Raw genomic sequence first — 22,751 nt, forward strand, 5'->3', positions numbered from 1 at the left:
GCCACTATTTCTTGCCACTAAAATCGAAACGAGGAGTCCATCATGTTGTCTTCCCTTCGCACGCGGCTGGTGCTCATCTGCGTGGCCATCGTCGTCCTGTCCATGCTGGCCTTGTCGGTCGCCAATTACGTCACCACGCGCAGCAGCATGCTGGCGTCGTCGGACCAGCAGATGCAGCAGCTGCTGCACAGCCAGTCGGCCGTGCTGGCGCAATGGGTCGATGGCAAGAAAAAGGTCATGGCGTCCGTCGTCATGTCGGCCGAGACGCCCGATCCGCTGCGCGCCTTCCAGATCGCGGAAAAGGCCGGCGATTTTTCGGAAGTGTTCATCGGCTACGCGGACAAGCGCTCCGTGTTTACCCATCCGGGCCGCCCGGCCGATTTCGATCCCACGGCGCGCGCCTGGTACACGGATACGGTCAAGGCGGGCGTGCCGATGCTCACGCCGCCGTACGTGGATGCGGCCAGCCACAAGCTCGTGGTGTCGTTCACGGCGCCCGTCGGGCCGAAAGAGGCGCTGGTCGGCGTGGCGGGCGCGGACGTGCTGCTCGATACGGTGATTGCCAACGTGGTGGCGATCAAGCCGACGCCGCACAGCTTTGCCTTCCTCGTCGACCAGAGCGGCACCATCATCGCCCATGCCAACAAGGACCTGAGCCTGCAGCCGGTGGCGAAACTCGATGCGGCGCTGTCGGCCGCGCAGGTCAACCGCCTGGAAAGCACGCGCACGAGCGAGGCCGTGCGCCTGAATGATCGCGACGGCAAGCTGTACGTCACGCGCGTGGCCGGCACCGACTGGCTGCTGGCCGTGGTGCTCGACCAGCAGGAAGCCATGCAAGCCTTGCAGACGATGCTGACGACGGCCGCCGTCACGGCCGCGCTGCTGACGGGGCTGGCGGCGGCGCTGCTGTCGCTGCTGGTGTTCAAGATGCTCAAGCGCCTGGAACTGGTGCGCGACGCGCTCGACGACATCGCCTCGGGCGAGGGCGATCTGACGCGCCGGCTCGACGCTTCCGGCGTGGACGAACTGGCGCAGATCGCCGGCGCCTTCAACCGCTTCATCGACAAGATTGCCGCCGTGCTCGTGAAAATCCGCACGGCCAGCGAATCGGTGAAAGTATCGTCGTCGGAAATCGCCGCCGGCAACCAGGACCTGTCGTCGCGCACGGAGCAGCAAGCCAGTTCGCTGGAAGAGACGGCCGCCTCGATGGAGGAGCTGACCAGCACGGTGAAACAGAATGCCGACAATGCCCGCCAGGCCAACCAGATGGCCGTTTCGGCTTCCAGCGTGGCCAGCAAGGGCGGTCACGTGGTGGCGCAGGTGGTCGACACCATGGCGTCGATCAACGACTCGTCGAAGAAGATCGTCGACATCATCAGCGTCATCGACGGCATCGCCTTCCAGACGAATATCCTGGCGCTCAATGCGGCCGTGGAAGCGGCGCGCGCGGGCGAACAGGGACGGGGCTTTGCCGTGGTGGCGACGGAAGTGCGCAGCCTGGCCCAGCGTTCCGCAGGGGCGGCCAAGGAAATCAAGCTGCTGATCGACGATTCGGTGGGCAAGGTCGATTCTGGCGCGCGCCTCGTCGACGAGGCTGGCGCGACGATGCAGGAAATCGTCGACAGCGTGCGCCGCGTCACCGACATCATGGGCGAGATCACGGCCGCCAGCGTCGAGCAGAGTTCCGGCATCGAACAGGTGAACCAGGCGATTGCGCAGATGGACCAGGTGACGCAGCAGAACGCGGCCCTGGTGGAAGAGGCGGCGGCCGCCGCCGAAAGCCTGCAGGACCAGGCCAGTACCCTGGCGCAGGTGGTGGGCGTGTTCAAGCTCGATGACGGGCCGGCGCCGGCGCTTGTCAAACCGGTGCGCGCCGCCATCGCGCCGCGCCTCGCCAGCCGGCCGGCACCGGCGCCCGCCGTTAAGGCCGAACGCAGCGAGGAGTGGGAGACGTTTTAAACCTTCAAGCGCGGCGGGGCGCCAGGGTCGGCGCCATCTGTTTCGCCACCTCGAAAAAAGCATTCGTGGCCGGCGTGTTCTGGCGCCGGTCGCGCACGGCCAGGCCCACCTTGCGGCTGACGGGCGGATTCAGGGGCAGGGCGACCAGTTCCGGATACTGTTCGCGCAGCCGCTGCGGCAGGGCCAGTTCGGCCACGATGGACAGGCCGTCGCCGCGGCTGACCATGTCGAGGATGGTGATCACCTGGCTGATGCGGTACGGCACCTGCGGCTGCAAGCCCGCGTTGGCGAACAGCGGCTCGATCAGGCAGGCGCAGCCCGCCTCGGACATGATGAATGGCCCCTCGCACAGCTGCGCCAGGGTGATGGACGTTTCGCCGGACAGCGCATGGCTGCGCGGCACCAGCGCCATCATCTGGTCTTCCACCAGCGGCGCCGTATCGAAACGCTCGTCGGGCAGCACGACGAAGCCCACGTCGACCCGGCGTTCGCGTATCCACTGCACCACTTCATGGTCGGCGCCTTCGTCGATGCGCAAGTCGATGCCCGGATAGCGCAGGCGGAATTGCGCCGTGATGGCCGGCAGCAGATTCAAGGACGACGTGGGGCCGAAGGAGCCGATGCGCAGGGTGCCCTGGCGCTGGCCCAGCACGTCGGCCGCTTCCTGGCGCATGGCTTCCGACAGGCCGAGGATTTCGCGCGCGCGCACGAGCAGCTGGCGGCCCACGTCGGTCAGCTCGGCCGAGGCCTGGTGGCGCACGATCAGGTCCACGCCCATCTCCTTTTCCAGCGCCTTCAAGGCGTGCGAGACGGCCGACTGGCTGATGCCCAGCTGCGCGGCGGCGGCGGAAAAGCCGTGCAGTTCGGCCACCAGGGTAAAAATTTCCAGTTGCGTGAAGGTCATGGTGTGGTTTCTTTGGTGTATGAGTATTCGCTCATTATTTCATGAGTTGATATTAGTATTAATATATATCTGCAGCATCCGCTGCACAAGCGACATCATAGGACTTTCCATGCGCACTACCGCCATACCTTCCGCCGCCTTGCCTTCCGTGCAATCGCCGCTGGTCTACCTGAAACTGATTTTCGTCGCCCTGTTCTGGGGCGGCACCTTTATCGCGGGCCGCGTGCTGGCGCAGCAGATGCCGCCGATGACGGCCGCCAGCGGACGTTTCGGCGTGGCCGTGCTGCTGCTCGTCGTGCTGGCGTGGAAGCTGGAAGGGGGCTTGCCGCGCCTGGACCGCAAGCAGCTGATGACGACGGCGGCCCTGGGCCTGACGGGCATCTTTCTGTACAACCTGTGTTTCCTGGCGGCCCTGTCGCGCATGCCGGCCGGGCGCACGGCTTTATTTGTCGCACTGAATCCCATCGTCACGGCGCTGGCCTCGGCCATGCTGTTCCGCGAACGGCTCGGATCGTTCAAGTGGCTGGGCATCATGCTGGCGTTCTGCGGCACGGCCATCGTCATCACGCGCGGCGACCTTGCCGGCGTGCTGCACGGTAACGGCGGCGGCATCGGCGCCGGTGAAATCTTCATGTTTTGCGGTATTTCCAGCTGGGCCGCCTACACCCTGATCGGCCGGGTGGCGCTGAAGGGCTTGAGTCCGATCGCCGCCACGACGTATGCGGCGATGTGGGGCCTGGCGTTTTTGCTGGTGGGCGCGGCCGTGGAATTCCCGAGCGTGCCATGGCACAGCTTTGGCTGGCAAGTGTGGGCCGCCATCGGCTACCTGGGCGTGTTCGGCACGGTGATCGGCTTTGTCTGGTATTACGAGGGCGTCAAAGCGCTGGGTCCGTCGCGCACGGCCGTGTTCAACAACCTCGTGCCCGTGTTCGGCATTGTGCTGGCGGCGGTGTTGCTGGGCGAGCCGGTGCTCGCCTCGATGCTGGTGGGCGGGGCGGTGACGATAGCCGGCGTCATCATGACCAACCGGCAGGCGAAATAGTTCCGGGGTCAGACCCGTCGGGTCTGACCCCGGCATTCAGCCGTGCTTAGCGGGCGCGGCGGCGCTTCGACGGCTTCGCCGGCGCCTTCTTGTGTCGGCTGACGGAAGCGCGCACCACCTTCGGCTCTTCGATGCCGTTCTCGGCCGCCAGCATGCGGCGGATGTTGACGGCGTCCATGGCGCGCACGGAATTGGCGCGCGCGTTGAGCAGGATCATGGTGGCGAACTTGCCGGCCGACTTGATGCGCATGATCAGGCAGCGGCCCGCTTCATTCGTGTAGCCCGTTTTCGACAGGCCGATGTCCCAGCCCTTGGCGCCCACCAGGCGGTTCGTGTTGTGGTATTCCACGTCGCGGCCCTTGATCTGGATGACGTCCTTCGAATCCGTGGTGATGCGGCTGATTTCCGGGTAGCGCGAGGCGGCCACGGCCATCTTGACGAGATCGGCCGCCGTCGACTGGTTGTTCGGCGACAGGCCGGTCGGCTCTTCGATCACGGTCTGGTGCATGCCCAGGGCCTTGATCTTGGCGTTGACGGCCACGGCAAACGCCGTCGGGCCGCCGGGGTAGGTGCGCGCCAGCGAGGCGGCGGCGCGGTTGTCGGACGACATCAGCGCCAGTTGCAGCACGTCGTGGCGGCTCAAAGTGGCGCCCACGGGCACGCGCGAGGTGCTGTGCTTCAGGGTGTCGACATCCTCGCGGTCGATGCTGATCTCTTCCTGCATATTGGCCTTGGAGTCGAGCACGACCATGGCCGTCATGAGTTTGGTCAGCGAGGCGATGGGCACCACCACGTTGGAATTTTTTTCAAGCAAGACTTTGCCTGTGCCGTCTTCGACCACCAGTATCGACTGGGAACCGAAGGGCACGGCGATGGCCGCTGTCGAAAGCGTCATCAGCACCGCGGCGAACATTTTTTTGAGCATGGGATTGTATGTGGGAAAGCAGTTTTGGGGCGCCATCGTGGGCGCTGCGCGCAAATCCGGAACGGGGCCGCGCGGGGACGCGACGTGTATCTCGGAGGCAATATTTGCCAAGCTTAAACAATACCATTAAAGATCAAGCGATGTCTACGGCGCAAGCCCGCAACAAGCGGTGTCGCGGCCAATTTGGCAAATAAAAATGGCTATTCTTGCCGTAGTGAAAATTGTTACGCATTTATTGATTTCATCTTGGAAACTTCGTATGATTTCAGCAATATTGGCAGCGTAGGCCTGGCAGGTGCCGCGCGCTTCGTCGTTCATGCCTGCCGCTTCGTGCTTCGTCGCCCCGCGCTATACCCCGCAACAGGGGCACCGTAGACTGCGTTCATGCCTGATTGACACGACAAGGAGAACGCAGCATGTGGAAAAAATTTGCCGGATGGTATCGCCGCCGTGATGACGAAGCCTTGTTGCTGCTTCAAAGCCCCGAGACCGCGGCGCAAGCGTCCAGCGGTTGGCAGCGCTGGGTAGCGTCCAGAGTACTCACCTTGACGCCCATCGAGCGCCAGCAATTCCATGCTTTTATGCTCAAATACCGTGGCGTCGGCTTTTACGTCGTGCTGGTCAAGCTGATACTGTTGTTCAGCATGATTGGCGGCGCGTTGCATCTGATGTTCCCCGACAAGCTTGGTTGGATCAAAGCGCTGGCCGTCAGCAATGGCATTGGGCTGGCGATGGCCTGGGGCGTGCTGGGCGTCTGGTTCAACTATCGCAAGCTGGCGCGCAAGAAGCGCACAACACGCACGAAGGGCAAGTTGCTGGCGCTGCTACTGGTTCCTGCCCTGGTCGGTGGCGCCATCGGCGTCGCGCGTACAATGCTCGAAGGCAGCAGCCCGTTCAGCTTGGCGCTGGAGCGGGGCGTGCGCGTGGGCGGCTGGGCGGCGCTCACGGCCGGGCTGGTCTATTTGATACCGATGACCATGGTGGCCATCTGGCGCAACCGCCAGTACGAGGCGCTGACCCTGCAACTGCAGCAGGATGCCGAGCGCGACCGTCTGGCGCGCGAGCTGAGCGAATCGCAGCTGCGCCTGCTGCGCGCGCAGATCGAGCCGCATTTCCTGTTCAATACCCTGGGCGCCGTGCAGCAGCTGGCCGAGCAGGGCGCGCAAGGCGCAGGCCGGGCCGCCGCATTGACGGCCGACCTGATCGCCTTCCTGCGCGCCAGCCTGGCGGAAATGCGCAGCGAGCAAGTGCCCTTGCAAAGCGAGTTCGACATGGTGGCCGCGTATTTGCGCGTGATGCAGGCGCGCATGGGTTCGCGCCTGCGCTATGTGCTGGATTTGCCGGCCGAGTTTGCAAACGCGACCATACCCAGCATGATCTTGCTGACCCTGGCGGAAAACGCCATCAAGCACGGTATTGAACCATCGTTGCGCGGCGGCGAGATCCGCCTGTCGGCCCTGCGGGTCGATGGCATGCTGCGCCTGCGCGTACAGGACACGGGCATGGGCTTGCCGGAAAGTGGCACTGGCAGCGCCCCCAGCGGCGGCCTGGGCCTGGAAAACGTGCGCAGCCGGCTGTTGCTGTCCGATCCGTCCGCCAGCCTGAGCCTGCGGGACGGCGAAGAGGGTGGCGTGATCGCTGAAATATTGCTGCCTATCAAAATTGAAACGAGCCTGAAAGAACTTGCCGCATGAATACCACCATCCTGATCGCCGAAGACGAGCCCCTGATGCGCGAGCGCCTGCTCATGCTGCTGGCGCAAGCCTGGCCCGAAGCGCACGTCGTGCTGGTGGCGGAAAACGGCAACGATGCCTGGGACGGTTTCCTCGAGCATGAGCCGGACGTGGTCTTTCTCGACATCCGCATGCCGGGCCTGTCGGGCCTGGAAGTGGCCGAGCGCATCGGCAAGCGCGCCCACGTGGTGTTCGTCACGGCCTACGACCAGTACGCCGTCGATGCGTTCGACGCGGGCGCTGTCGACTACCTGCTCAAACCCGTGCAGGCCGAGCGCCTGCAGCGGGCGCTGGCCCGCCTGCGCGACAAGCTCGGCGCCCAGCCGGCCGACATGGCCAATCTATTGCAGTCGCTGCGCGCCGCCTTGCCGGCGCCGCCGCGCGACAAGTTGAAATGGATCAAGGCCAGCGTGGGCAAGCAGATCCGCCTGATCGATATCGACGACGTGCTGTTCTTCCAGGCCGACACCAAGTACACGCGCGTCGTGCTGGCCGGTTCGGAAGCGCTGGTGCGCACGCCGCTCAAGGATTTGCTGGGCGGCCTCGATCCGGAACAGTTCTGGCAAATCCACCGCGGCACCATGGTCAACGTCAAGGCCATCGAGGCGGCCGAACGCATCGACGCCGAGCGCATGCAGGTGCTGGTGCGCGGCAGTACGGAAAAGCTGCCCGTCAGCCGCACGTTTACGTATCTGTTTCGCGATTAGCGTGCAAGGCAAGCACCCAGCGCTTACTGGATCTTGGCGATCGACACTTCCGTCGACTTGACCAGCGCGATGACTTCGCTGCCCACTTTCAAGTCCAGGTCCTTGATCGAACGCGAGGTGATTACCGACGTGACGATGCCGTGCGGCGTTTCCACGTCCACTTCCGAGACCACGGGGCCAAAGATGATTTCCTTGATCTTGCCGCGAAACTGGTTGCGTACATTCACTTCCGAGATAGCCATGATATTTCCTTTGTGCCCGTAATACGCCATGCGGCGCGACAAGGCCAGAGTACGGTGCGCGCACGCTTTTGACCACGAATCGATGCGCATATCGATATGCGCAAAGCGTGCGCCAGCGCTGACGCAAGCACATTATTCGCCTATACTTGGCTGCAACATCCTGGAGGTTTGCCATGCGTCCATTGCCTTTGTTGCTGCTGTTGCCCTCATTTGCCGCGCTGGCGGAACCGCCCGCGGCGCTGCAGCCGATGGCTTTCCTGGCCGGCCATTGCTGGAAGGGCGAGTTCCCTGGCGGCAAGCAAACGGATGAGCACTGTTTCCAGTGGCTGTATGGCGGCCAGATGCTGCGCGACGTGCACACGGTGCGCAGCCCCGGCATGCCCGACTACGTGGGCGAAACCACGTATTACCACGATCCCGCCGCAAACAAGGTCGCCTTCCTGTATCTGGAAAACAGCGGCGGCCACAGCCGTGGCACGATGCTGCCGGCGGACGGCGGCCTCGACTTTCCCGCTACCGAGTACGTGGGTGCCAAGGGCAAGACCTTGACTTACCGCGTGCGCTGGACGCCCTCGGGCGATGCCTATGAGGCGGCCAGCGAGATGCTGGTGGACGGGCGCTGGGTGCCGCAGTTCAAACTGGTGCTGAAGAAGCAATGACCTTTGCCCCATAAAAAAAGGCTCTGTCATCGGCAAGTAGGGGAAACGCCGGAATCTTCCTGTGGCCGTGGTGTCTGACTCTGCATACTCACTCTGCGGGAGCCAATCATGCGGCCAGCCGAATGGATCACCTTGATTGCGCAGTTTGCCCGGTTGAGTCAACGCCAGCGGCAGGCAGGCATTGCCCTGCTGCATGGCAACTCTCCACACGACGCGACCATCGCGCTGCTGGAAAGTGTGGCCCAGCCGCGATTGGCCTGTCCCGCCTGCCATTCAGACCACTTGCACCGGCACGGCCATGCGCACGGCTTGCAGCGCTACCGCTGCGTTCCCTGCGGGCGCACCTTCAATGCGCTCACCGGCACGCCGCTGGCCCGCTTGCGCCATAAGGCGCTGTGGCTCGACTACGCCGATTGTCTGCTGGCATCGGATTCCGTGCGCAAGGCGGCATTGCAGCTGGGCGTGCACCGCAACACCACGTTTCGCTGGCGCCACCGGTTTTTATCGCTGGCAAGGACGGACCGGCCGCACGGCCTGCACGGCATCGCCGAAGCGGACGAGCTGTATCTGCTGGAATCGGAAAAGGGCGCCAGAACAATGACGCGTCCTGCCCGTCGCCGGGGCGGCCATGCCCACAAGCGCGGCATATCGAATGAACAGGTCTGCATCCTGGTGGCGCGCGACCGCACGGGCCAGACCCTGGATTTCGTCACGGGCAAAGGGGCGCTAACCAAGGCGCAGTTGCACCACTGTTTGTTGCCCATGATCGACAAGGATGTGTTGCTGGTCACCGACGGCCATGCCGCCTACCGGGCTTTTGCCCGGGAAGCCGGCATCAGTCATCAGGCCGTCAACTTGCGCGCCGGCATCTGCGTGCAGGGCGCCGCCCACGTGCAGAACGTCAATGCGTATCACAGCCGTTTGCGACAATGGCTGGGCCCGTTTCACGGCGTGGCGACGCGCTATCTGCCGAACTACCTGGGGTGGCGCTGGATACTCGACGCCAGGCGCATCCGCTCACCCGAAACGTTATTGAAGGCAACATTGGGCGCATTCCCACATCTGACGGTGACATAGCCTAAAAAAACCGGGACATGTCCCGGTTTTTGCTGATGTGGCGAAGATTATTTCTGATAAATCTTGTCGAACTCGCCACCATCGTCAAAGTGTTTCTTTTGCGCTTGTTTCCAGCCGCCAAAGACGTCATCGATGGTAAACAGCGTGATCGGCTTGAAGCTGGCCGCGTATTTCTTGGCCACTGCGGCCGAACGGGGACGCAGATAGTGCTTGGCGACCAGTTCCTGGCCAGGTTCCGAGTACAGGTATTGCAGGTAGGCCGTGGCTTCCTTGCGGATGCCGCGGCGGTCGACGACCTTGTCGACGACGGCCACCGGCGATTCGGCCAGGATGGAGATGCTTGGATATACGACTTCGAAGTTGTCGCCGAATTCGGCGCGCACCAGTTGTACTTCATTTTCAAACGTCACCAGCACGTCGCCGATTTCACGCTGCGTGAAGGTGGTGGTGGCGCCGCGACCGCCGCCGTCGAGCACGGGCACGTTCTTGAACAGCTTGCTCACCAGTTCGCGCGCCTGCGCTTCGCTGCCGCCTTTTTTCACGGCATAGCCCCAGGCCGCCAGGTAGGTGTAGCGGCCATTGCCCGAGGTTTTCGGGTTCGGCACGATGACCTTGATGCCGGGCTTGGCCAGATCGTCCCAATCCTTGATGTGTTTCGGGTTGCCTTTGCGTACCAGGTACACCATGGTCGAGTAAAACGGCGCTGCGTTGTTCGGGAATTTCTTGGCCCAGTCGGCCACCACGAGGCCGCGATCGACGAGGATGTCGATGTCATTGGCCTGGTTCATGGTGACGACGGACGCTTCGAGGCCATCGGCAACGGAGCGCGCTTGCTTGCTCGAGCCGCCGTGCGACTGCTTGATGGTGATGGTTTCGCCCGTTTTGGCTTTCCAGTCAGCAATAAATGCGGGATTCACATCCTTGAACAGTTCGCGCATCACGTCGTACGAGGCGTTCAGCAAGACCACGGGTTCGGCGGCGGACACGGTCATCGGCAGGCTCATGGCGGCTGCGGAAGCGGCCAGGGCGCTGGCCAGGAACCAGCGGCGCGAGCGTTGGGTGAACGTGGCTGCGGCAGTCGATACGGCGTTGGAATGGGTCATGTTGAACTCTTGTTGTGAGAATAGATAGACATAGTCTAAAATTCCGGCCGGAAAAGAAACGAATTTTTCGTAATATGCTTAGATTTGATTCCCGTTTACGCTAAAAAACAGATATCGATTTTTGGAAACATTCGTGGGCAAGGCGCGCATCAGCACTTAGTCTGCAAGCATCGCGCCATAGGCAGAACCGGTCTGTGGCGTGCGGCAAAAAACCCGATTGCGCCGCTTGGTGTATAGTCGAATCGCGCGATACAGGGGTAAAACCGTCTGCATCGGCAACTGGAATATTTTGTGAGCGTACATGAGTCTTGAAATTCGTATTGCAACATCGACCGACGCTTTCGAGGCGTGCAATGTATTACGACGCTCCATCGTCGAATGCTGCAGCCTCGATCATCGGGACGATCCGGCCATCCTGGAAGCCTGGCTGGGCAATAAAACACCGCAGATGGTGGCGTGCTGGTTCGCGTCGCCCACCAATTTTTCGCTGGTCGCAGTCGAGGCGGGCGCCGTCGTCGGCGTCGGCTTGCTGACGCGCGCCGGCAAGCTGGCCCTGTGCTACCTGCTGCCCGAGGCGCAAGGCCGCGGCGCCGGCAAGGCGCTGGTGGCGCAGCTGGAAGCGCAGGCGCGCGAGTGGGGCATCAAGGCCCTGCAGCTGCACAGCACGGCAACGAGTCAGGACTTTTTCGTCAAGCAGGGTTATGTCGAGGCGGGCAATGTGCGCTCGCCCTATGGCGTGGAAACGGTATTTTGCTGGAAACAGATTGATCCCGCGGGCATCGCCAGCGGCGACCCCAAGCGCAAGCGCTTTTGCAACTGCAATTCGGCCTGACGCCTGTCCTGCACTTCAGCCCGCCCATCCGGCGGCGGGCCTTTCCCTTCTTTTGCTCTCTCTTAATAACTGATCTGGATATACACGCCTTGCGGCGCAGCATCGTTTGACGGCAGCAAGGTGCCGCCGCTAAACAGTTTCAGTTCGCCCGGTGCGAACGCCAGCCAGTTTTCGTTTTGCGTCAGCGGATGCGTGGCGATGACGGCGATGCGGTCGTCAAGGTGGTTGTGCTGGCGAAAGTCGATGCTGCGCTCGCAGTCGATCAGCTGGGCCACGGAAAACGGGTATTCGCGTATCACGTAGTGCAGATGCGTGGAGCAGTGGGCAAACAGCAGCTCGCCGTTCGACAGGATGAAATTGAAGCTGCCATGGGCGGCGATGTTCCTGGCGACCTCGGCGATGGCGGCGCGCAAGTCGGCGCGTGCCGGTTCGCCGGCGGGAAACTGAGCGCGCAGGCTGGCCAGCAGGTGGCAGAACGCCTGTTCGCTGTCCGTGTCGCCGCTGGCGCGGTAGTGCGCGTTGGCGGGCGCGCGCCACGTTTTCAAGTCGCCATTGTGGGCAAACGACCAGGTCTTGCCCCACAGTTCGCGGGCGAACGGGTGGGTGTTTTCCGGCGCGATGCTGCCCTGCGTGGCTTTGCGGATGTGCGCGACGATGTTTTTCGCCTTCACGGGATGGCGCTGTACCTGGGCCGCCAGCGGCGAATCGATGGCGGCCAGGTGATCCGTCAGCAGGGTGCAGCCGCTACCGGAATGATAGGCGATGCCCCAGCCGTCGCGGTGCTCGTCCGTGCGTCCGCCCCGTTCGGCAAAGCCGGCGAAGGAAAATCCCAGCGCGGCCGGCTTGCTGCTGTTCATTGCGAGTAACTGGCACATGGCGGCCCTTCCTGATGATATCGGTACACGCCCACAGTAAAGGCGGGCGCCGGGGGCGGGAAGGAATGTTTCCGAGTATCGTTATGCGCCGGCCGTCGCATCGCTTATGTGCTGGGCGCATATCAAATGGCGAAACCATTCGTTCTCCTTTGCTTGGCGCTGCCTTAGTCTGCACACTTTGGCGCCGCCTTCCCCATGAGGGCAGCTGGCGCAGCCCGATGAAGGAGCACGTATGCCATTTCCCGTCCTGAAAAATTACCTGGCCCGCCTGTCGCACCAAACCCAGGCCGGCACCAGCGTCTGGCTCGACGGGGAGGGCAGGGCGCTGGGGCGCTTTTTCAATTGCACCATGACGAGCGCTTTCCAGCCGCTGCGCGAACTGGAAAGCGGCAAGCTGCTGGCGTTCGAGGGCCTGGCGCGCAGCGTGTCGAAGGCGGACGAGGGCTTGTCGCTGTGGCGCTTGCTCGATCACGCGGCCAGCGACGACGAATCCGTGGAGCTGGACCGGCTGTGCCGCATGCTGCATGCGATCAATTTCTTTCGCCAGAGCGAAGCGGAGGAGGCCGACCTGTACCTGAACGTGCATGACCGGCTGCTGAGCGCCGTCAGCAGCAATCACGGCCACGCTTTCCAGCGCATCCTCGACGCGCTGGGCTTGCCCATCGAGCGCATCGTGCTGCAATTGCCGACGGTCACGCCTAACCAGGGCTGGCTGCTCAACTACGTGGCCGACAATTACCGGCGTAACGGTTTCCGCCTGGCCATCAACGTGGCCAGCGTGCAGGAGGCAACGGGCATGCTGGAGCGTTTGCACCCGCATGCGTTCAAGCTGGACGCGGGCAATCTCAGCGACGAGCAGGCCGTCGCCAGTTTCGTCACCGTGTGCCATGCGGCGAAAATCCGCGTCATCTTCAAACGCCTCGACACACCGGCCGCCTTGGCCGCGCTGCAGCGCATAGGCGCCGCCACGGGCTTGCCCATCGTCGCCCAGGGATACTTGCTGGACAAGCCATTGACGGCACTCGCGCAGGCGAAAGAGGGCGTCGCGTCCATCGTAGCGGCCGCCTGACGCAAAAAGCGGGGCAATCAGGCGCGTACGATAGGCATGGAGGGTTTTTCTTCGCAGCACAATACGCTATAGTATTCCCATCGTTAAATTGGACTGACTATGGCATCGCGCAGAAATTTTCTACATCACGGTATGGGCCTGGCCGCGCTGGGCCTCGTTGCCACTCCTCTCATCGGCTGCGCTTCTCGCACGGCCGCTCCCGCCTCGGCTTCGGCCAGCGCCAAGCCGCGCGCGCCGCGCACGGGCGTGCCGCCCCAGCCGACGCAACTGGCCAGCGTCGACCGCTCGATCACCTCGCAGTCGCGCCAGGCCATCACCGAGATGGAACCGCCGCCCGACATCTTCGACGCGCAGGCGCTGGACCTGGAATTCTGGCTCAAGCCCCGCACCCTGGAAGTGGTGCGCCCGGCCAGCAATGAAAAGGCGAAATTGCTGTACTGGAAAGATGGCGAAGTCATCGATTCGGCCTACCAGGAACTGTGCCACTTGCTGCGCGACGTGAACGGCAAGAAGACGGCGCCCATCGATCCGAAACTGCTGGAAACCCTGTGGGGCACGCAAGCGTTCGTGGCCCGCTACGGCATCGAGCAGCCGCTGGAAATCCTGTCGGGCTACCGCACGGCCGAATCGAACGGCAAGCTGCGCGAAGCGGGCGTACCCGCCGCGCGCCAGTCGCTGCACATCTCGGGCCGCGCCGCCGATATCCGCGTGGCCAATTTGAACGCGGAAGTGCTCGGTTCGCTCGTGCGCAGCTTCAAGCAGGGCGGCGTGGGCTTTTATTACCGCTCCGGCCCCCGTGGCGGCTGGATTCACGCAGACACGGGATTGCAACGCACCTGGAAAGGTTAAGCCTACGCTTAAAACGCCTGACAAAACAGTTTGCTCAGGCGTTTTTGACTAATCGTAGTGGTAGGGCGGCTCCGGCACGCTGTCGGCGTGGATCAGTTCCAGTTCGTGCAGGTTGGCGGGGCGCTCCCACCAGATGCGCCAGCCGCGGCGCTGGTTTTCCAGTACTTCCGGGTGCGTCTGCAAATAGCCGTCGATAAAGCGGGTAAAGTCGGAGACATAGCCGCTGCGGCGGTACGGTAGTCGATGGCGCATGCGTGTCCTCCCATGATGTTCCCTTTTGACCGCCCTGGCGCGCAAAAGTGCCGCACTTTCCACCGCACTTTGCATATTCCCATGAAACTGTCCAGCCATAACATCGAACTGTTCCTGGCCGTCGTCGATGGCGGTTCGTTCTCGGCCGCCGCGCGCGCCTTGCGGCGGGCGCCATCGGCCGTCAGCATGGCGATCGCCAATATCGAGGCGGAACTGGGCATCGCCCTGTTCGACCGGGGCACGCGCGAAGCCGTGCCCACGCCGGCCGCCATGGCGCTGATTCCGCACGCGCGCCTGATCGCCGAGCAGTTGAAGCAGTTGCACCTGCACGTGCAGGAATTGTCGCAGGGATTGGAAAGCCGCATTTCGCTGGGCATCGCGGCCGAGCTCGACCATACGCCCTTCCTGGCCGCCGTGCGCGCGCTGTCGCAGCGCCATCCGCTGCTCGACATCGAAGTGCTGACGGCGCCGCAGGACGACGTGCTCGACATGCTGCACCGGGGCCGCATCAGCGCCTGCATGGCTTTTGCTGGCGGACGCATCAATCACGAGGAACAGTTCCAGCTGGTGGGCAGCGATGCCTTGCTGGCCATTATCTCCACCCAGCATCCGCCCGACGCGGCGGGCCGGCCCCTGTATATCGAGGAATTGGTGAATTTGCGCCAGATCATCGTGGCCAGCCGCGAACTCGACCTGGCCGATGCGCGCCCCGTCGTAGGGCTGTCCTACTGGCGCACGGACAGCTTGCCGATGGCGCTGGCGATGGTGGAGGCGGGACTGGGCTGGGGCAACTTCGCCGCCTCGGCCATCCAGGACTCGCTGGCGGCGGGGCGGGTGCGCTGCGTGGCGTTCAAGAATACGGGCAATGGCCTCGTCGTGCCCATCCACCTCGTGTGGATGAAGGACCGGCCGCTGGGGATGGCGGCGCGGTCCTTTCTTCAGTTGCTCAGTGAAGCGGCCTGAACATTCGCTGGCTCTTCCTTCGGCTGCTGCGCCGACAGGGGCACGCCGAACAGGCCGTCGAAGAAGTAGTTGAAGATGAAGCTGTAGCACGGGATGATCAGCATCAGCGCGAAATCGAGCACGAACGCTTGCCACAGGCTGATGTCGAGCCACCAGGCGATCAGCGGGATCAGGTAGATGACCAAGGTGATCTGGAAACCGATCGCATGCAGGATGCGGCGCCAGACGGTGCGCGTGCGCGACACCTGGCGGATTTCCCAGTATTCGAATGCCGTGTTGTAGAGCAGGTTCCAGATCACGGCGATGGTGGTGATCATGATTGCCAGCGGCCCGGTGCTGGTGGGCGATTCGCCCGAAAGCAGGGTCAGCCAGGCCGTGGAAATGGCCATGCCGATGATTTCAAAGGCGGTGACGTAGACGATTTTGCGTTTGATGCCTTGCATGTAAAGCCTGTAAAGAAGAGATGGCGGTCATTTTAAGTCAGGTATGCTGATGTTTGAAGTCGATAGCTGTCAGTTTTTCTGATTGATTCGGCGTGGGAATACCATGCTGGCCGCGAACGGGGGATAATGGCGGCTGGCGGGCAACCGGTCCCGCCGCATCACCGCAGAAAAGGTCAACGAGCATGCAAGGCGCAGCAGACAGCAACATCCCCGACGTTCCCGGCACCCCCGCCAGCGCGGACGAACGTCCCCGTTTCCGCCCCCGCCCATGGGAACACCTGGAAACGCCGTACGACGTGGAAGTGTGGATCGAGGAACATAACCGCAGCATGCAGGACAATATCCGCGCCACGGAAACGGGCGTGGGCATCTGCTTCACCCTGGCCGAAGGGGGCGATATCTATATGCAGACGAGCGCCGACGGCGCCGTCGTATTGGACGTGACGCCGGACGCGGCCTGGGTCTCTCCTTTGATCAGCGCGGCCACGGGCTGCGAGACGCCGGCCTCATCATTGTGGATCTTGCCCGACGATAAGCTGATCCAGCTGATCGTGGGCTTGTCGAGCCTGGTGGCCACCACCTTGCTGGTGGTGGGCCATGATTTCGGCTTGCGCCGGTGTGGCATGGGGCGCTGAGCCGTTTTCACTGCAGTGGGGCGGGTCATGCCCCTTGCCCGGCTCCGCTTTGCGCTGTAAGATGCTGGCGTTGTAAAATATGCCATGCCCACGCTAGCATGCCTTCCGCCTATACTTCGATTGAAAAGCCTGCGATGCATAATGATAAGCTGGACCTCCGCAACATCAGCCTGGTGTGCGTGGAAACGCGTTATCCCGAGCTGGCCAGCTTTGCCATCGAGCGCTGCCTGGCCGGCGCCGATTTCAAGGAATGCCTGCTGTTCACTTCCCGCCTGCATGACTTGCCCCCGCATATACGCCAGGTACTGATTGCGCCCATCGAGAGCGTGGAGGCGTATTCGGCATTCATGGTGCATGAGCTGGGCGCCCATTTCAGCGGCACGCATGTGCTCATCATGCAGTGGGACAGTTTCGTCGTGGATGTGCGCCAATGGCAGAACGCTTTCCTGGACTGCGATTACATAGGCGCACCGTGGTCGCATCGCCCGGTGGCCGTCGGCAATGGCGGCTTTTCGTTGCGATCGCGGCGCCTGTATGAGGTCTTGCCTCAGTTGGCCATCACGCAAGTCCATCCCGAGGACTATGCGATCTGCGAGCTGCATGGCGACCGATTGCGCGAGGATTTTGGCGTGCGCTTTGCCGACGCCGACCTGGCCTCCAGCTTTGCCTTCGAATGTGTTGAACCCACCGGTCCCACGTTCGGTTTCCATGGTTTTTTCAACTTTGGCCGTGTGCTGGACGACGTGGCGCTGCGTGATTACTTGCTCATGTGCGACGATGCCTTGATGCATGCCTCCGCCGTGCGCAGGCTGGTCAAGCAGCTGTATGGTTCCGGCCGCTACCGGATGGCGGCACACGTATTGCGCCGGCGCCTCAACGGTGGCGCCGCCATGTTCGCCGATGCCTGTCTGCTTGCCCTGCGTGCCGGCTGGCATGCGCTCACGCGTGGCCGCTCGCGCGCCCCTGCGCTGCCGGCGTAGCTGTCCTGACCATTTGTGGTGAAAGTGGCATATCGGCAGGCATGGCTCGACACTGCGCGTGGCCCGTGCTAGTCTCGCTACTGCACCCACCTGTTTCCCCGGGCGGCCGTGCCAAGGACAGCCATGGATACACCACCGCAAGCGGTACCTGCTCTGGATTCCTCTCCGCCCGGCCACGACGGCGTGCCGCGGCATGTCGCGCCTCTGCTTGACGATGGTGTCTTCAGTCCGGAACGGATGAAGGCCGAACGCGAACAAGCGTATTTCAACGATTTATACCTGCTGGCGCCCGTCGCCTATTTCGTGCTGGGCCTCGATGGCGTGATCCTGCAGGTCAACCTGGTGGCGGCCGAACTGTTCGGCCTGGCGCGCGGGCGTCCTGGCCACGTGCTGTTCCGTTCTTTTGTGCACGAGGCGTTCCGCCGCGATTACGAACAGTTCGTGGAACGCGTGCTCAATAGCAGCGAGCCCGAGCGCATCCAGCTGCAGGTGCAACTGCCCCCGCCGCGTCCCGGCGTGCGCGAGGCGGGCTTGCCCGTCAGCCTGCTGGGCAGCGCCGACCCGAACGGCCAGGCGCTGCGGCTGGTGCTTGAGCAGGCCGAGGGCAAGCTGGCCGCGCTCGAACGCAGCGAAGAGCGCTTCCGGCGCATCGTGCACAGCGCCGAGGAGGGCATCTGGGAAATCGATGCGCAGGCGCTGACCAGCTTTGTCAATCCGAAGATGGCGCAGATGCTCGATTGCCAGATCGAAGATATGCTGGGCCAGCCGCTGGCCGCTTTCATGGATGAGGAGGGGCGCGCCATCCTCGAGCGCAACATTGCGCGGCGCCAGGATGGCATCGTCGAGCGCCACGAATTCAAGTTCCTGCGGCGCGATGGCAGCACCTTGTGGGCTACCCTGGCCACCAATCCCATCTTCGACTCCAGCGGCACCTACCTGGGCGCGCTGGCGCTGGTCAGCGACATCACGGCGCAGCGCGCGGCATCCGAACGCATCTGGCGGCAAGCTAATTTCGACCAGCTGACGGGCTTGCCGAACCGCCACATGTTTCTCGACCGCTTGCAGCACGAGGCGGCCCACGCCAAACGCGAGGGCGCTTGCCTGGCCCTGCTGTTCATCGACCTCGACCATTTCAAGCAGGTGAATGACAGCCTCGGCCACGAGAAGGGCGACATGCTGCTGCGCCAGGCGGCGCGGCGCATCACCGAACGCGTGCGCGCCACCGATACGGTGGCGCGCCTGGGCGGCGACGAATTTACCGTTATCTTGGCCGGCGTGGGACAGCTGGGCGGCATCGAGCGCGTGCTGCAGGAGCTGACGGCCGCGCTGGCCCAGCCTTTCGTGCTAGACGGCGATACGGCGCAAGTGTCGGCCAGCGTGGGCGTGGCCCTGTATCCGGCCGACGCCGAGGCGCCCGACACCTTGCTGCGGCATGCCGACCAGGCCATGTATGCGGCCAAGAGCGCGGGGCGCAACGGCTACAGCTATTTCACGCCGGCCTTACAGCAGGCGGCCGAATTGCGCCGCAGCACGGTGCGCGAGATGCGCCTGGCGCTGGCGCAGGACCAGTTCGAAGTGCATTACCAGCCGATCATCCGCCTGTGCGATGGCAGCATCGAGCGGGCCGAGGCGCTGCTGCGCTGGCGCCATCCGCTGCGCGGTTTGCTGGCGCCCGCCGATTTCATCGGCTTTGCCGAGGCGAACGGCCTGATCATCGATATCGGCGAGTGGGTGTTCCGCCAGGTCGTGCGCCAGGCGCGGCAGTGGCAGGACGAGCATGGCGCTTCGATCCAGATCAGCATCAACAAGTCGGCCGTGGAATTTCGCTGCGACGCCGCGCTGTACCAGGACTGGGGCGGGCATCTGGCGCGCCAGGGCCTGGCGCCGGGCGCCATCGTCATCGAAACCACGGAAGCGGTGCTGCTCGACGAGGCGCGCCAGGTGGTCGACCGGCTGCGCCAGTTCCGCGCCATGGGCCTGGCGCTGGCGCTCGACGATTTCGGCAGCGGCCAGGTGTCGCTTGCGTGCATCCGGAAGGCCGATATCGACTTTCTCAAGATCGACCGTTCCCTGGTCGGCGAACTGGGACGCGACGGCGCGGGGCAGGGCCTGTGCGAGGCGATCATTGCCCTGGCGCAGCGGCTTGGTCTGAAAGTCGTGGCCGAAGGCGTGGAGACGGCGTCGCAGCGCGACCTGCTGCGCGCCGCCGGCTGCGACTATGCGCAAGGGTATTTCTTTTCGCGCGCGGTGCCGGCGGGACAGATGGACCGGCTGCTAGCGTCTCAGCCGGCGGCCTGAAGCGTTTCCTGCGCCGGTCCGGCGCCCTCCATCAGCTGTTCCACGGCGGCCAGGGTTTCGGCAGCGCTGACGGAGGCCAGGGTCAGCCCGGTCGCCAGGATGACGCGGTAGTGGCGGCTGGCCGGATAGAACCAGCGGTAGTTGTCGGTGCGGATGTAGTAGCCGACGATTTTCTTGTCATACGCCGAAGCGATGTGGATCACCGACGTGTCGGGCGACAGCACCAGTTCGCAGCGGCGTATCAGGGCCGCCAGCTCCAGGATGTGGCCGGTGGGCGGCGCGCTCATCACGTTGGCATGGGCGGCGCCACGCACGATCTCGGCGGCGCGCGCCTCGGTGCCCGGCGCGGCGATCACCAGCAGCGCATGGCGCGGATAGCGTGCCGCCAGGGCGGCGCAGCAGCGCTGTGCATCGGCCACGCTGACCGTGCGTTGCGCATTGCTGCCCTGGAAATTGAGGCAGAACAAGCCTTCATGAGCACGCAGCAGGCTGTCGCAGGCGAGGTCGACCCGTGCCGCATGCGCGTCCACGCCGAACAGTTCATAGCGCATGTCGATGTCGCGCAGGCCAAACCCCTCGAACGTGGCGAAAAAGCTGTGCAGGATGTGGCGGCTGCGGTCGCACGGTACCGTATGGTCGAACATGCCCAGCTTCGCCGTCGAAGTACCGTACTTGGGAATGGCAAAGCCCGTCAGATAGCGGGCCCCCAGCCATTTGATACGCAGCAGCAAGGGAATCGAAAAGCGGTTGTAGGGATTGAAGATGACGTCGTAGCGGCGCCGGCGCAGGTCGGCGATGGTGGTGCGCAAGTCGCGCAGCAGCGGCTGCTTGTCCCAGATGAGGATCTCGTTCACATGCGGATTGTCCGCGATGACGTCGCGGTTGGCGCTGCTGGCGGCCACGTCGATCTGCCAGTGCGGATAGTTTTTCTTCAGTTCGCGCAGCAGGGCTGACGTGACGATCATGTCGCCGATCTTGTCGTTGCGCAAAATCAGCACCTTGCGCACCTTGGCGATATCGAGGGGCTGCTTGCCGGATTTGCCCAGCAGGGCATGGCTGATCAGCCGGGCGGCGGTTTTTATCAAGGGAACTCCGGAAGTGGATGACGGAATGCGCTGGCGTACTGGTGAATTGGCCAACGACAGCAGCATCTTACGGATTTCCACTGTCCGGGGCCAGGGTGCGCGTCCTTTTTATTGCCGCGTGCGCCAGGGCGGCGCACGCGCCGGGAGCGATTATTCCAGGCCCAGCAGGGCGACAACGCGCTCGCGGCTGATGCCGACCAGTGCCGAGCTGATCGCCAGCAGCGATTCATAGCCGGGCTCGCTTGCCTTTTGCGTGAAGTTTTCCGCCAGGGTATCCATGCTGACGTTTACTTGCACCGGTTGCGCGCGGGCCACCCGTCCCGTCGCTTGCGCCAGGGCCAGGCTGACGGAGCTGCGCGCCGCCTGCAACTGCGCCAGCGCCTGCACCACTTGCTGCAAGGTGGCGCGCAGGGCTTCCACGTCGCCCGTATTCCATTCTTCCGGGGCGATGGCGGCCGGTTCCGCATCCGTGCGCACGCGGCTCATCTGGCCGGTCGGGTAGCGGATGCCGCTGCCGCGCACGGACAGGCTGTCGCGCACGTTGGCCCAGTTCGCCTCCGGCGTGCTGAACACCAGTTCGCCGTTCTCGCCCTGCTTGACGCTGATGCCTGACGGCATCAATGCGCGGTCGAAGCGCGAGACGATTTCATTCGCGCTCAGGCCAGGTTCGATATTGACCGAGCGCAAGGCCTGATTCGCGCCGCCGACGGAAAACGCCAGCACTTCCTTCGGGCCTTCCTGCAGGCTGGCCATGGTCAGGCCGCGGATGCTGAATTGCTGCTGTGCCGCCTGCGGGCTGGTATAGCCAAGCTGTGCGTCGAGCGTGCCGCCCGAGGCGCTGGCGCGCTGGCGCCAGGTATTGCTGAATTGGCGGACTCTTGCCTCGACTTGCCCTTCGCGGCCCTGGCGCGCGGCCAGCTTGGCCGCCAGTTCGCTTTTCAGCGCCTGCAACTGGCTGCTGCTGCGTTCCAGGTAGTCGAGTGTCTGTTGAGCGTTGGAAATCTCTCCCTGCAACTGGTGGTCCCAGTTGCTCAGGCCACGCTGCAAGCTCGCCGTCGACCTCTTCGCCGCTGGCGCCTCGCTGCGCGCGCTGGCGCCGCCGTTGATGGCCGCGGACGCGTCATCGACGGCGCGGGCTGTGCCGGCGCCTTTGGCATTGACGCCGGAAGAGGAGGAGGTCTGAACGATTTGCATGATGGTCAGAGAAGATCAAACAGGGAAATGGTGCCAACCTTGGCGTAGGCTTTGTATGTTGCCTGCAGGGCCGTCTGGTAGCCGGTCAGTTCGATGGCAGCGGCGCCCATGTCGGTCTTTTTCAAGTCCAGCAGGGCCGAATTGTTCGACAGCGAGACATTGGCCAGGTTGCCCGAGAGCGTGGTGAGGATGTTTTGCGCGCCGCCGAAGATGGCGATCTTGCCAGAAAGTAAATCCATGCCGTCATCGGTGCCGCCGAGGCCGTCGTTGACGATGGCGCGCACGGCCGGGTCGTTCGGGTTGACGCCGGGCGCACCGAGGGTGTCGACGACCTTGTCGATCTTGTTGAGCCACACTTCCAGGTTCTTCACGTCGACGTTGGCCGCTTGGGTCACGCCATTGCCGACCACCACGGTCTGCGTGTCGGTATTGCCGACATAGGTGTAGCGCGAACCGACGGCTGCCGCCGGATCGTATTTGATCGCTGGCTGGTCGGTGGCGGTGCCGGAAAACATGTAGCGGCCTTCCTGGTCCTTCAGGTTGGCCGTGTACAGCACGCTGTCGCGCATGGCCGTCAGCGATTGCGTCATCGCATTCAGGTCGCCCGGCGTGTTGCTGCCGTCGGCGGCCCACACCAGCAGGTCGCGCGCCTGGCCCATGTCGGTCACCATGCTCGACAGGTAGTTTTCGTTTTTCAGCAGGCGCACTTTCACTGTGGCGATATTGTCCTGGTACTGGGTGACCATCGCTTGCTCGCGCGTCAGGCGCGAAATGCGCACGTTGCCGATCGGATCGTCCGACGGCAGCTGGATGCGCAGTCCCGACGACATTTGCTGGGTCAGGAAGTTGATGCGTTCCTGGTTTTGCTGAAGCGAAATATTGATCAGCGATTGGTACTGGCTACTGGCGACACGCATGATCTTCT

At 63.5% G+C, this 22,751-nt stretch carries 24 protein-coding genes; 13 read left to right on the plus strand and 11 right to left on the minus strand.

The window, feature by feature from the left end; genetic code table 11:
- The first annotated feature begins 42 nt into the window (after window positions 1–42).
- Window positions 43–1,959, plus strand: coding sequence for a methyl-accepting chemotaxis protein (locus CLU90_RS02240; protein WP_100427076.1), 1,917 nt, complete (start codon window positions 43–45; stop codon window positions 1,957–1,959).
- 4 nt (window positions 1,960–1,963) lie between these two features.
- Here the strand turns inward: CLU90_RS02240 and CLU90_RS02245 are convergent, their stop codons facing one another.
- On the minus strand, window positions 1,964–2,863 hold the full coding sequence (locus CLU90_RS02245) for a LysR family transcriptional regulator (protein ID WP_092719614.1): 900 nt from the start codon (window positions 2,861–2,863) through the stop codon (window positions 1,964–1,966).
- A 109-nt stretch (window positions 2,864–2,972) separates the two neighbouring features.
- On the opposite strand from CLU90_RS02245, the gene CLU90_RS02250 reads away from it, so the two are divergent.
- Window positions 2,973–3,905: a DMT family transporter gene (locus CLU90_RS02250; protein WP_100427077.1), complete on the plus strand. Its 933-nt coding sequence runs from the start codon at window positions 2,973–2,975 to the stop codon at window positions 3,903–3,905.
- Between the two features lie 46 nt (window positions 3,906–3,951).
- Here the strand turns inward: CLU90_RS02250 and CLU90_RS02255 are convergent, their stop codons facing one another.
- Window positions 3,952–4,830, minus strand: a complete 879-nt coding sequence (locus tag CLU90_RS02255; RefSeq protein WP_100429356.1) for a serine hydrolase — start codon at window positions 4,828–4,830, stop codon at window positions 3,952–3,954.
- 144 nt (window positions 4,831–4,974) lie between these two features.
- Window positions 4,975–5,148: a hypothetical protein gene (locus tag CLU90_RS29045; RefSeq protein ID WP_157808710.1), complete on the minus strand. Its 174-nt coding sequence runs from the start codon at window positions 5,146–5,148 to the stop codon at window positions 4,975–4,977.
- Between the two features lie 98 nt (window positions 5,149–5,246).
- On the opposite strand from CLU90_RS29045, the gene CLU90_RS02260 reads away from it, so the two are divergent.
- Window positions 5,247–6,524 (plus strand): sensor histidine kinase, encoded by a 1,278-nt coding sequence (locus CLU90_RS02260; protein ID WP_100427078.1) that lies wholly within the window; start codon window positions 5,247–5,249, stop codon window positions 6,522–6,524.
- Window positions 6,521–7,270, plus strand: coding sequence for a LytR/AlgR family response regulator transcription factor (locus CLU90_RS02265; RefSeq protein WP_092719603.1), 750 nt, complete (start codon window positions 6,521–6,523; stop codon window positions 7,268–7,270). The genes CLU90_RS02260 and CLU90_RS02265 overlap by 4 nt, the downstream gene beginning before the upstream one ends.
- 23 nt (window positions 7,271–7,293) lie before the next feature.
- On the opposite strand, the gene CLU90_RS02270 is transcribed toward CLU90_RS02265, so the two are convergent.
- The gene (locus CLU90_RS02270) at window positions 7,294–7,512 is read right to left on the minus strand and encodes a TOBE domain-containing protein (RefSeq protein WP_034757699.1); all 219 of its coding nucleotides are present in this window, start codon (window positions 7,510–7,512) and stop codon (window positions 7,294–7,296) included.
- Window positions 7,513–7,685: 173 nt separating this feature from the next.
- Between CLU90_RS02270 and CLU90_RS02275 the strand changes: the two genes are divergently transcribed.
- Window positions 7,686–8,171: a hypothetical protein gene (locus CLU90_RS02275; protein WP_100427079.1), complete on the plus strand. Its 486-nt coding sequence runs from the start codon at window positions 7,686–7,688 to the stop codon at window positions 8,169–8,171.
- 108 nt (window positions 8,172–8,279) lie between these two features.
- Entirely contained in the window at window positions 8,280–9,248 is a 969-nt protein-coding gene (locus CLU90_RS02280) for an IS1595 family transposase (protein ID WP_100427080.1), read from the plus strand.
- Between the two features lie 47 nt (window positions 9,249–9,295).
- On the opposite strand, the gene CLU90_RS02285 is transcribed toward CLU90_RS02280, so the two are convergent.
- On the minus strand, window positions 9,296–10,351 hold the full coding sequence (locus CLU90_RS02285; protein WP_092715748.1) for a sulfate ABC transporter substrate-binding protein: 1,056 nt from the start codon (window positions 10,349–10,351) through the stop codon (window positions 9,296–9,298).
- Between the two features lie 301 nt (window positions 10,352–10,652).
- Here CLU90_RS02285 and CLU90_RS02290 point away from each other — a divergent pair, with 301 nt between their 5' ends.
- The gene (locus CLU90_RS02290) at window positions 10,653–11,183 is read left to right on the plus strand and encodes a GNAT family N-acetyltransferase (RefSeq protein WP_100427081.1); all 531 of its coding nucleotides are present in this window, start codon (window positions 10,653–10,655) and stop codon (window positions 11,181–11,183) included.
- 62 nt (window positions 11,184–11,245) lie between these two features.
- Here the strand turns inward: CLU90_RS02290 and CLU90_RS02295 are convergent, their stop codons facing one another.
- Entirely contained in the window at window positions 11,246–12,058 is an 813-nt protein-coding gene (locus tag CLU90_RS02295; protein ID WP_100427082.1) for a class II glutamine amidotransferase, read from the minus strand.
- 232 nt (window positions 12,059–12,290) lie between these two features.
- Between CLU90_RS02295 and CLU90_RS02300 the strand changes: the two genes are divergently transcribed.
- Window positions 12,291–13,127, plus strand: a complete 837-nt coding sequence (locus CLU90_RS02300) for an EAL domain-containing protein (RefSeq protein WP_092715742.1) — start codon at window positions 12,291–12,293, stop codon at window positions 13,125–13,127.
- A gap of 99 nt (window positions 13,128–13,226) precedes the next feature.
- Complete coding sequence (locus CLU90_RS02305; RefSeq protein ID WP_442906653.1) at window positions 13,227–13,976, plus strand: YcbK family protein; 750 nt, start codon at window positions 13,227–13,229, stop codon at window positions 13,974–13,976.
- Between the two features lie 48 nt (window positions 13,977–14,024).
- Here the strand turns inward: CLU90_RS02305 and CLU90_RS02310 are convergent, their stop codons facing one another.
- A complete protein-coding gene (locus CLU90_RS02310; RefSeq protein WP_100427084.1) occupies window positions 14,025–14,228 on the minus strand; it encodes a DUF3460 family protein in 204 nt (67 codons plus the stop codon).
- A gap of 81 nt (window positions 14,229–14,309) precedes the next feature.
- Here CLU90_RS02310 and CLU90_RS02315 point away from each other — a divergent pair, with 81 nt between their 5' ends.
- Entirely contained in the window at window positions 14,310–15,191 is an 882-nt protein-coding gene (locus tag CLU90_RS02315) for a LysR family transcriptional regulator (protein WP_100427085.1), read from the plus strand.
- On the opposite strand, the gene CLU90_RS02320 is transcribed toward CLU90_RS02315, so the two are convergent.
- Window positions 15,167–15,634 (minus strand): PACE efflux transporter, encoded by a 468-nt coding sequence (locus CLU90_RS02320; protein WP_034757742.1) that lies wholly within the window; start codon window positions 15,632–15,634, stop codon window positions 15,167–15,169. The genes CLU90_RS02315 and CLU90_RS02320 overlap by 25 nt on opposite strands.
- Before the next feature lie 182 nt (window positions 15,635–15,816).
- On the opposite strand from CLU90_RS02320, the gene CLU90_RS02325 reads away from it, so the two are divergent.
- The 3 genes from CLU90_RS02325 to CLU90_RS02335 all read left to right on the plus strand — a co-directional run bounded on the left by CLU90_RS02325 (window position 15,817) and on the right by CLU90_RS02335 (window position 19,547).
- Window positions 15,817–16,269, plus strand: a complete 453-nt coding sequence (locus CLU90_RS02325) for a hypothetical protein (RefSeq protein ID WP_100427086.1) — start codon at window positions 15,817–15,819, stop codon at window positions 16,267–16,269.
- A gap of 134 nt (window positions 16,270–16,403) precedes the next feature.
- Window positions 16,404–17,249, plus strand: coding sequence for a DUF5672 family protein (locus CLU90_RS02330; RefSeq protein WP_092715731.1), 846 nt, complete (start codon window positions 16,404–16,406; stop codon window positions 17,247–17,249).
- Between the two features lie 123 nt (window positions 17,250–17,372).
- Complete coding sequence (locus tag CLU90_RS02335; protein ID WP_332870854.1) at window positions 17,373–19,547, plus strand: putative bifunctional diguanylate cyclase/phosphodiesterase; 2,175 nt, start codon at window positions 17,373–17,375, stop codon at window positions 19,545–19,547.
- Here the strand turns inward: CLU90_RS02335 and CLU90_RS02340 are convergent.
- The 3 genes from CLU90_RS02340 to flgL all read right to left on the minus strand — a co-directional run bounded on the left by CLU90_RS02340 (window position 19,532) and on the right by flgL (window position 22,743).
- Window positions 19,532–20,632: a glycosyltransferase family 9 protein gene (locus tag CLU90_RS02340; protein WP_157808711.1), complete on the minus strand. Its 1,101-nt coding sequence runs from the start codon at window positions 20,630–20,632 to the stop codon at window positions 19,532–19,534. The genes CLU90_RS02335 and CLU90_RS02340 overlap by 16 nt on opposite strands.
- 150 nt (window positions 20,633–20,782) lie before the next feature.
- Window positions 20,783–21,826 carry a hypothetical protein gene (locus tag CLU90_RS02345; RefSeq protein WP_100427088.1) on the minus strand — a complete coding sequence of 348 codons (1,044 nt, stop codon included), beginning with the start codon at window positions 21,824–21,826 and terminating at the stop codon, window positions 20,783–20,785.
- A 5-nt stretch (window positions 21,827–21,831) separates the two neighbouring features.
- Window positions 21,832–22,743, minus strand: coding sequence for a flagellar hook-associated protein FlgL (gene flgL / locus CLU90_RS02350; RefSeq protein ID WP_092715725.1), 912 nt, complete (start codon window positions 22,741–22,743; stop codon window positions 21,832–21,834).
- Between the last annotated feature and the right edge of the window lie 8 nt (window positions 22,744–22,751).

Source organism: Janthinobacterium sp. 67, assembly GCF_002797895.1.
Classification (GTDB): domain Bacteria; phylum Pseudomonadota; class Gammaproteobacteria; order Burkholderiales; family Burkholderiaceae_D; genus Janthinobacterium.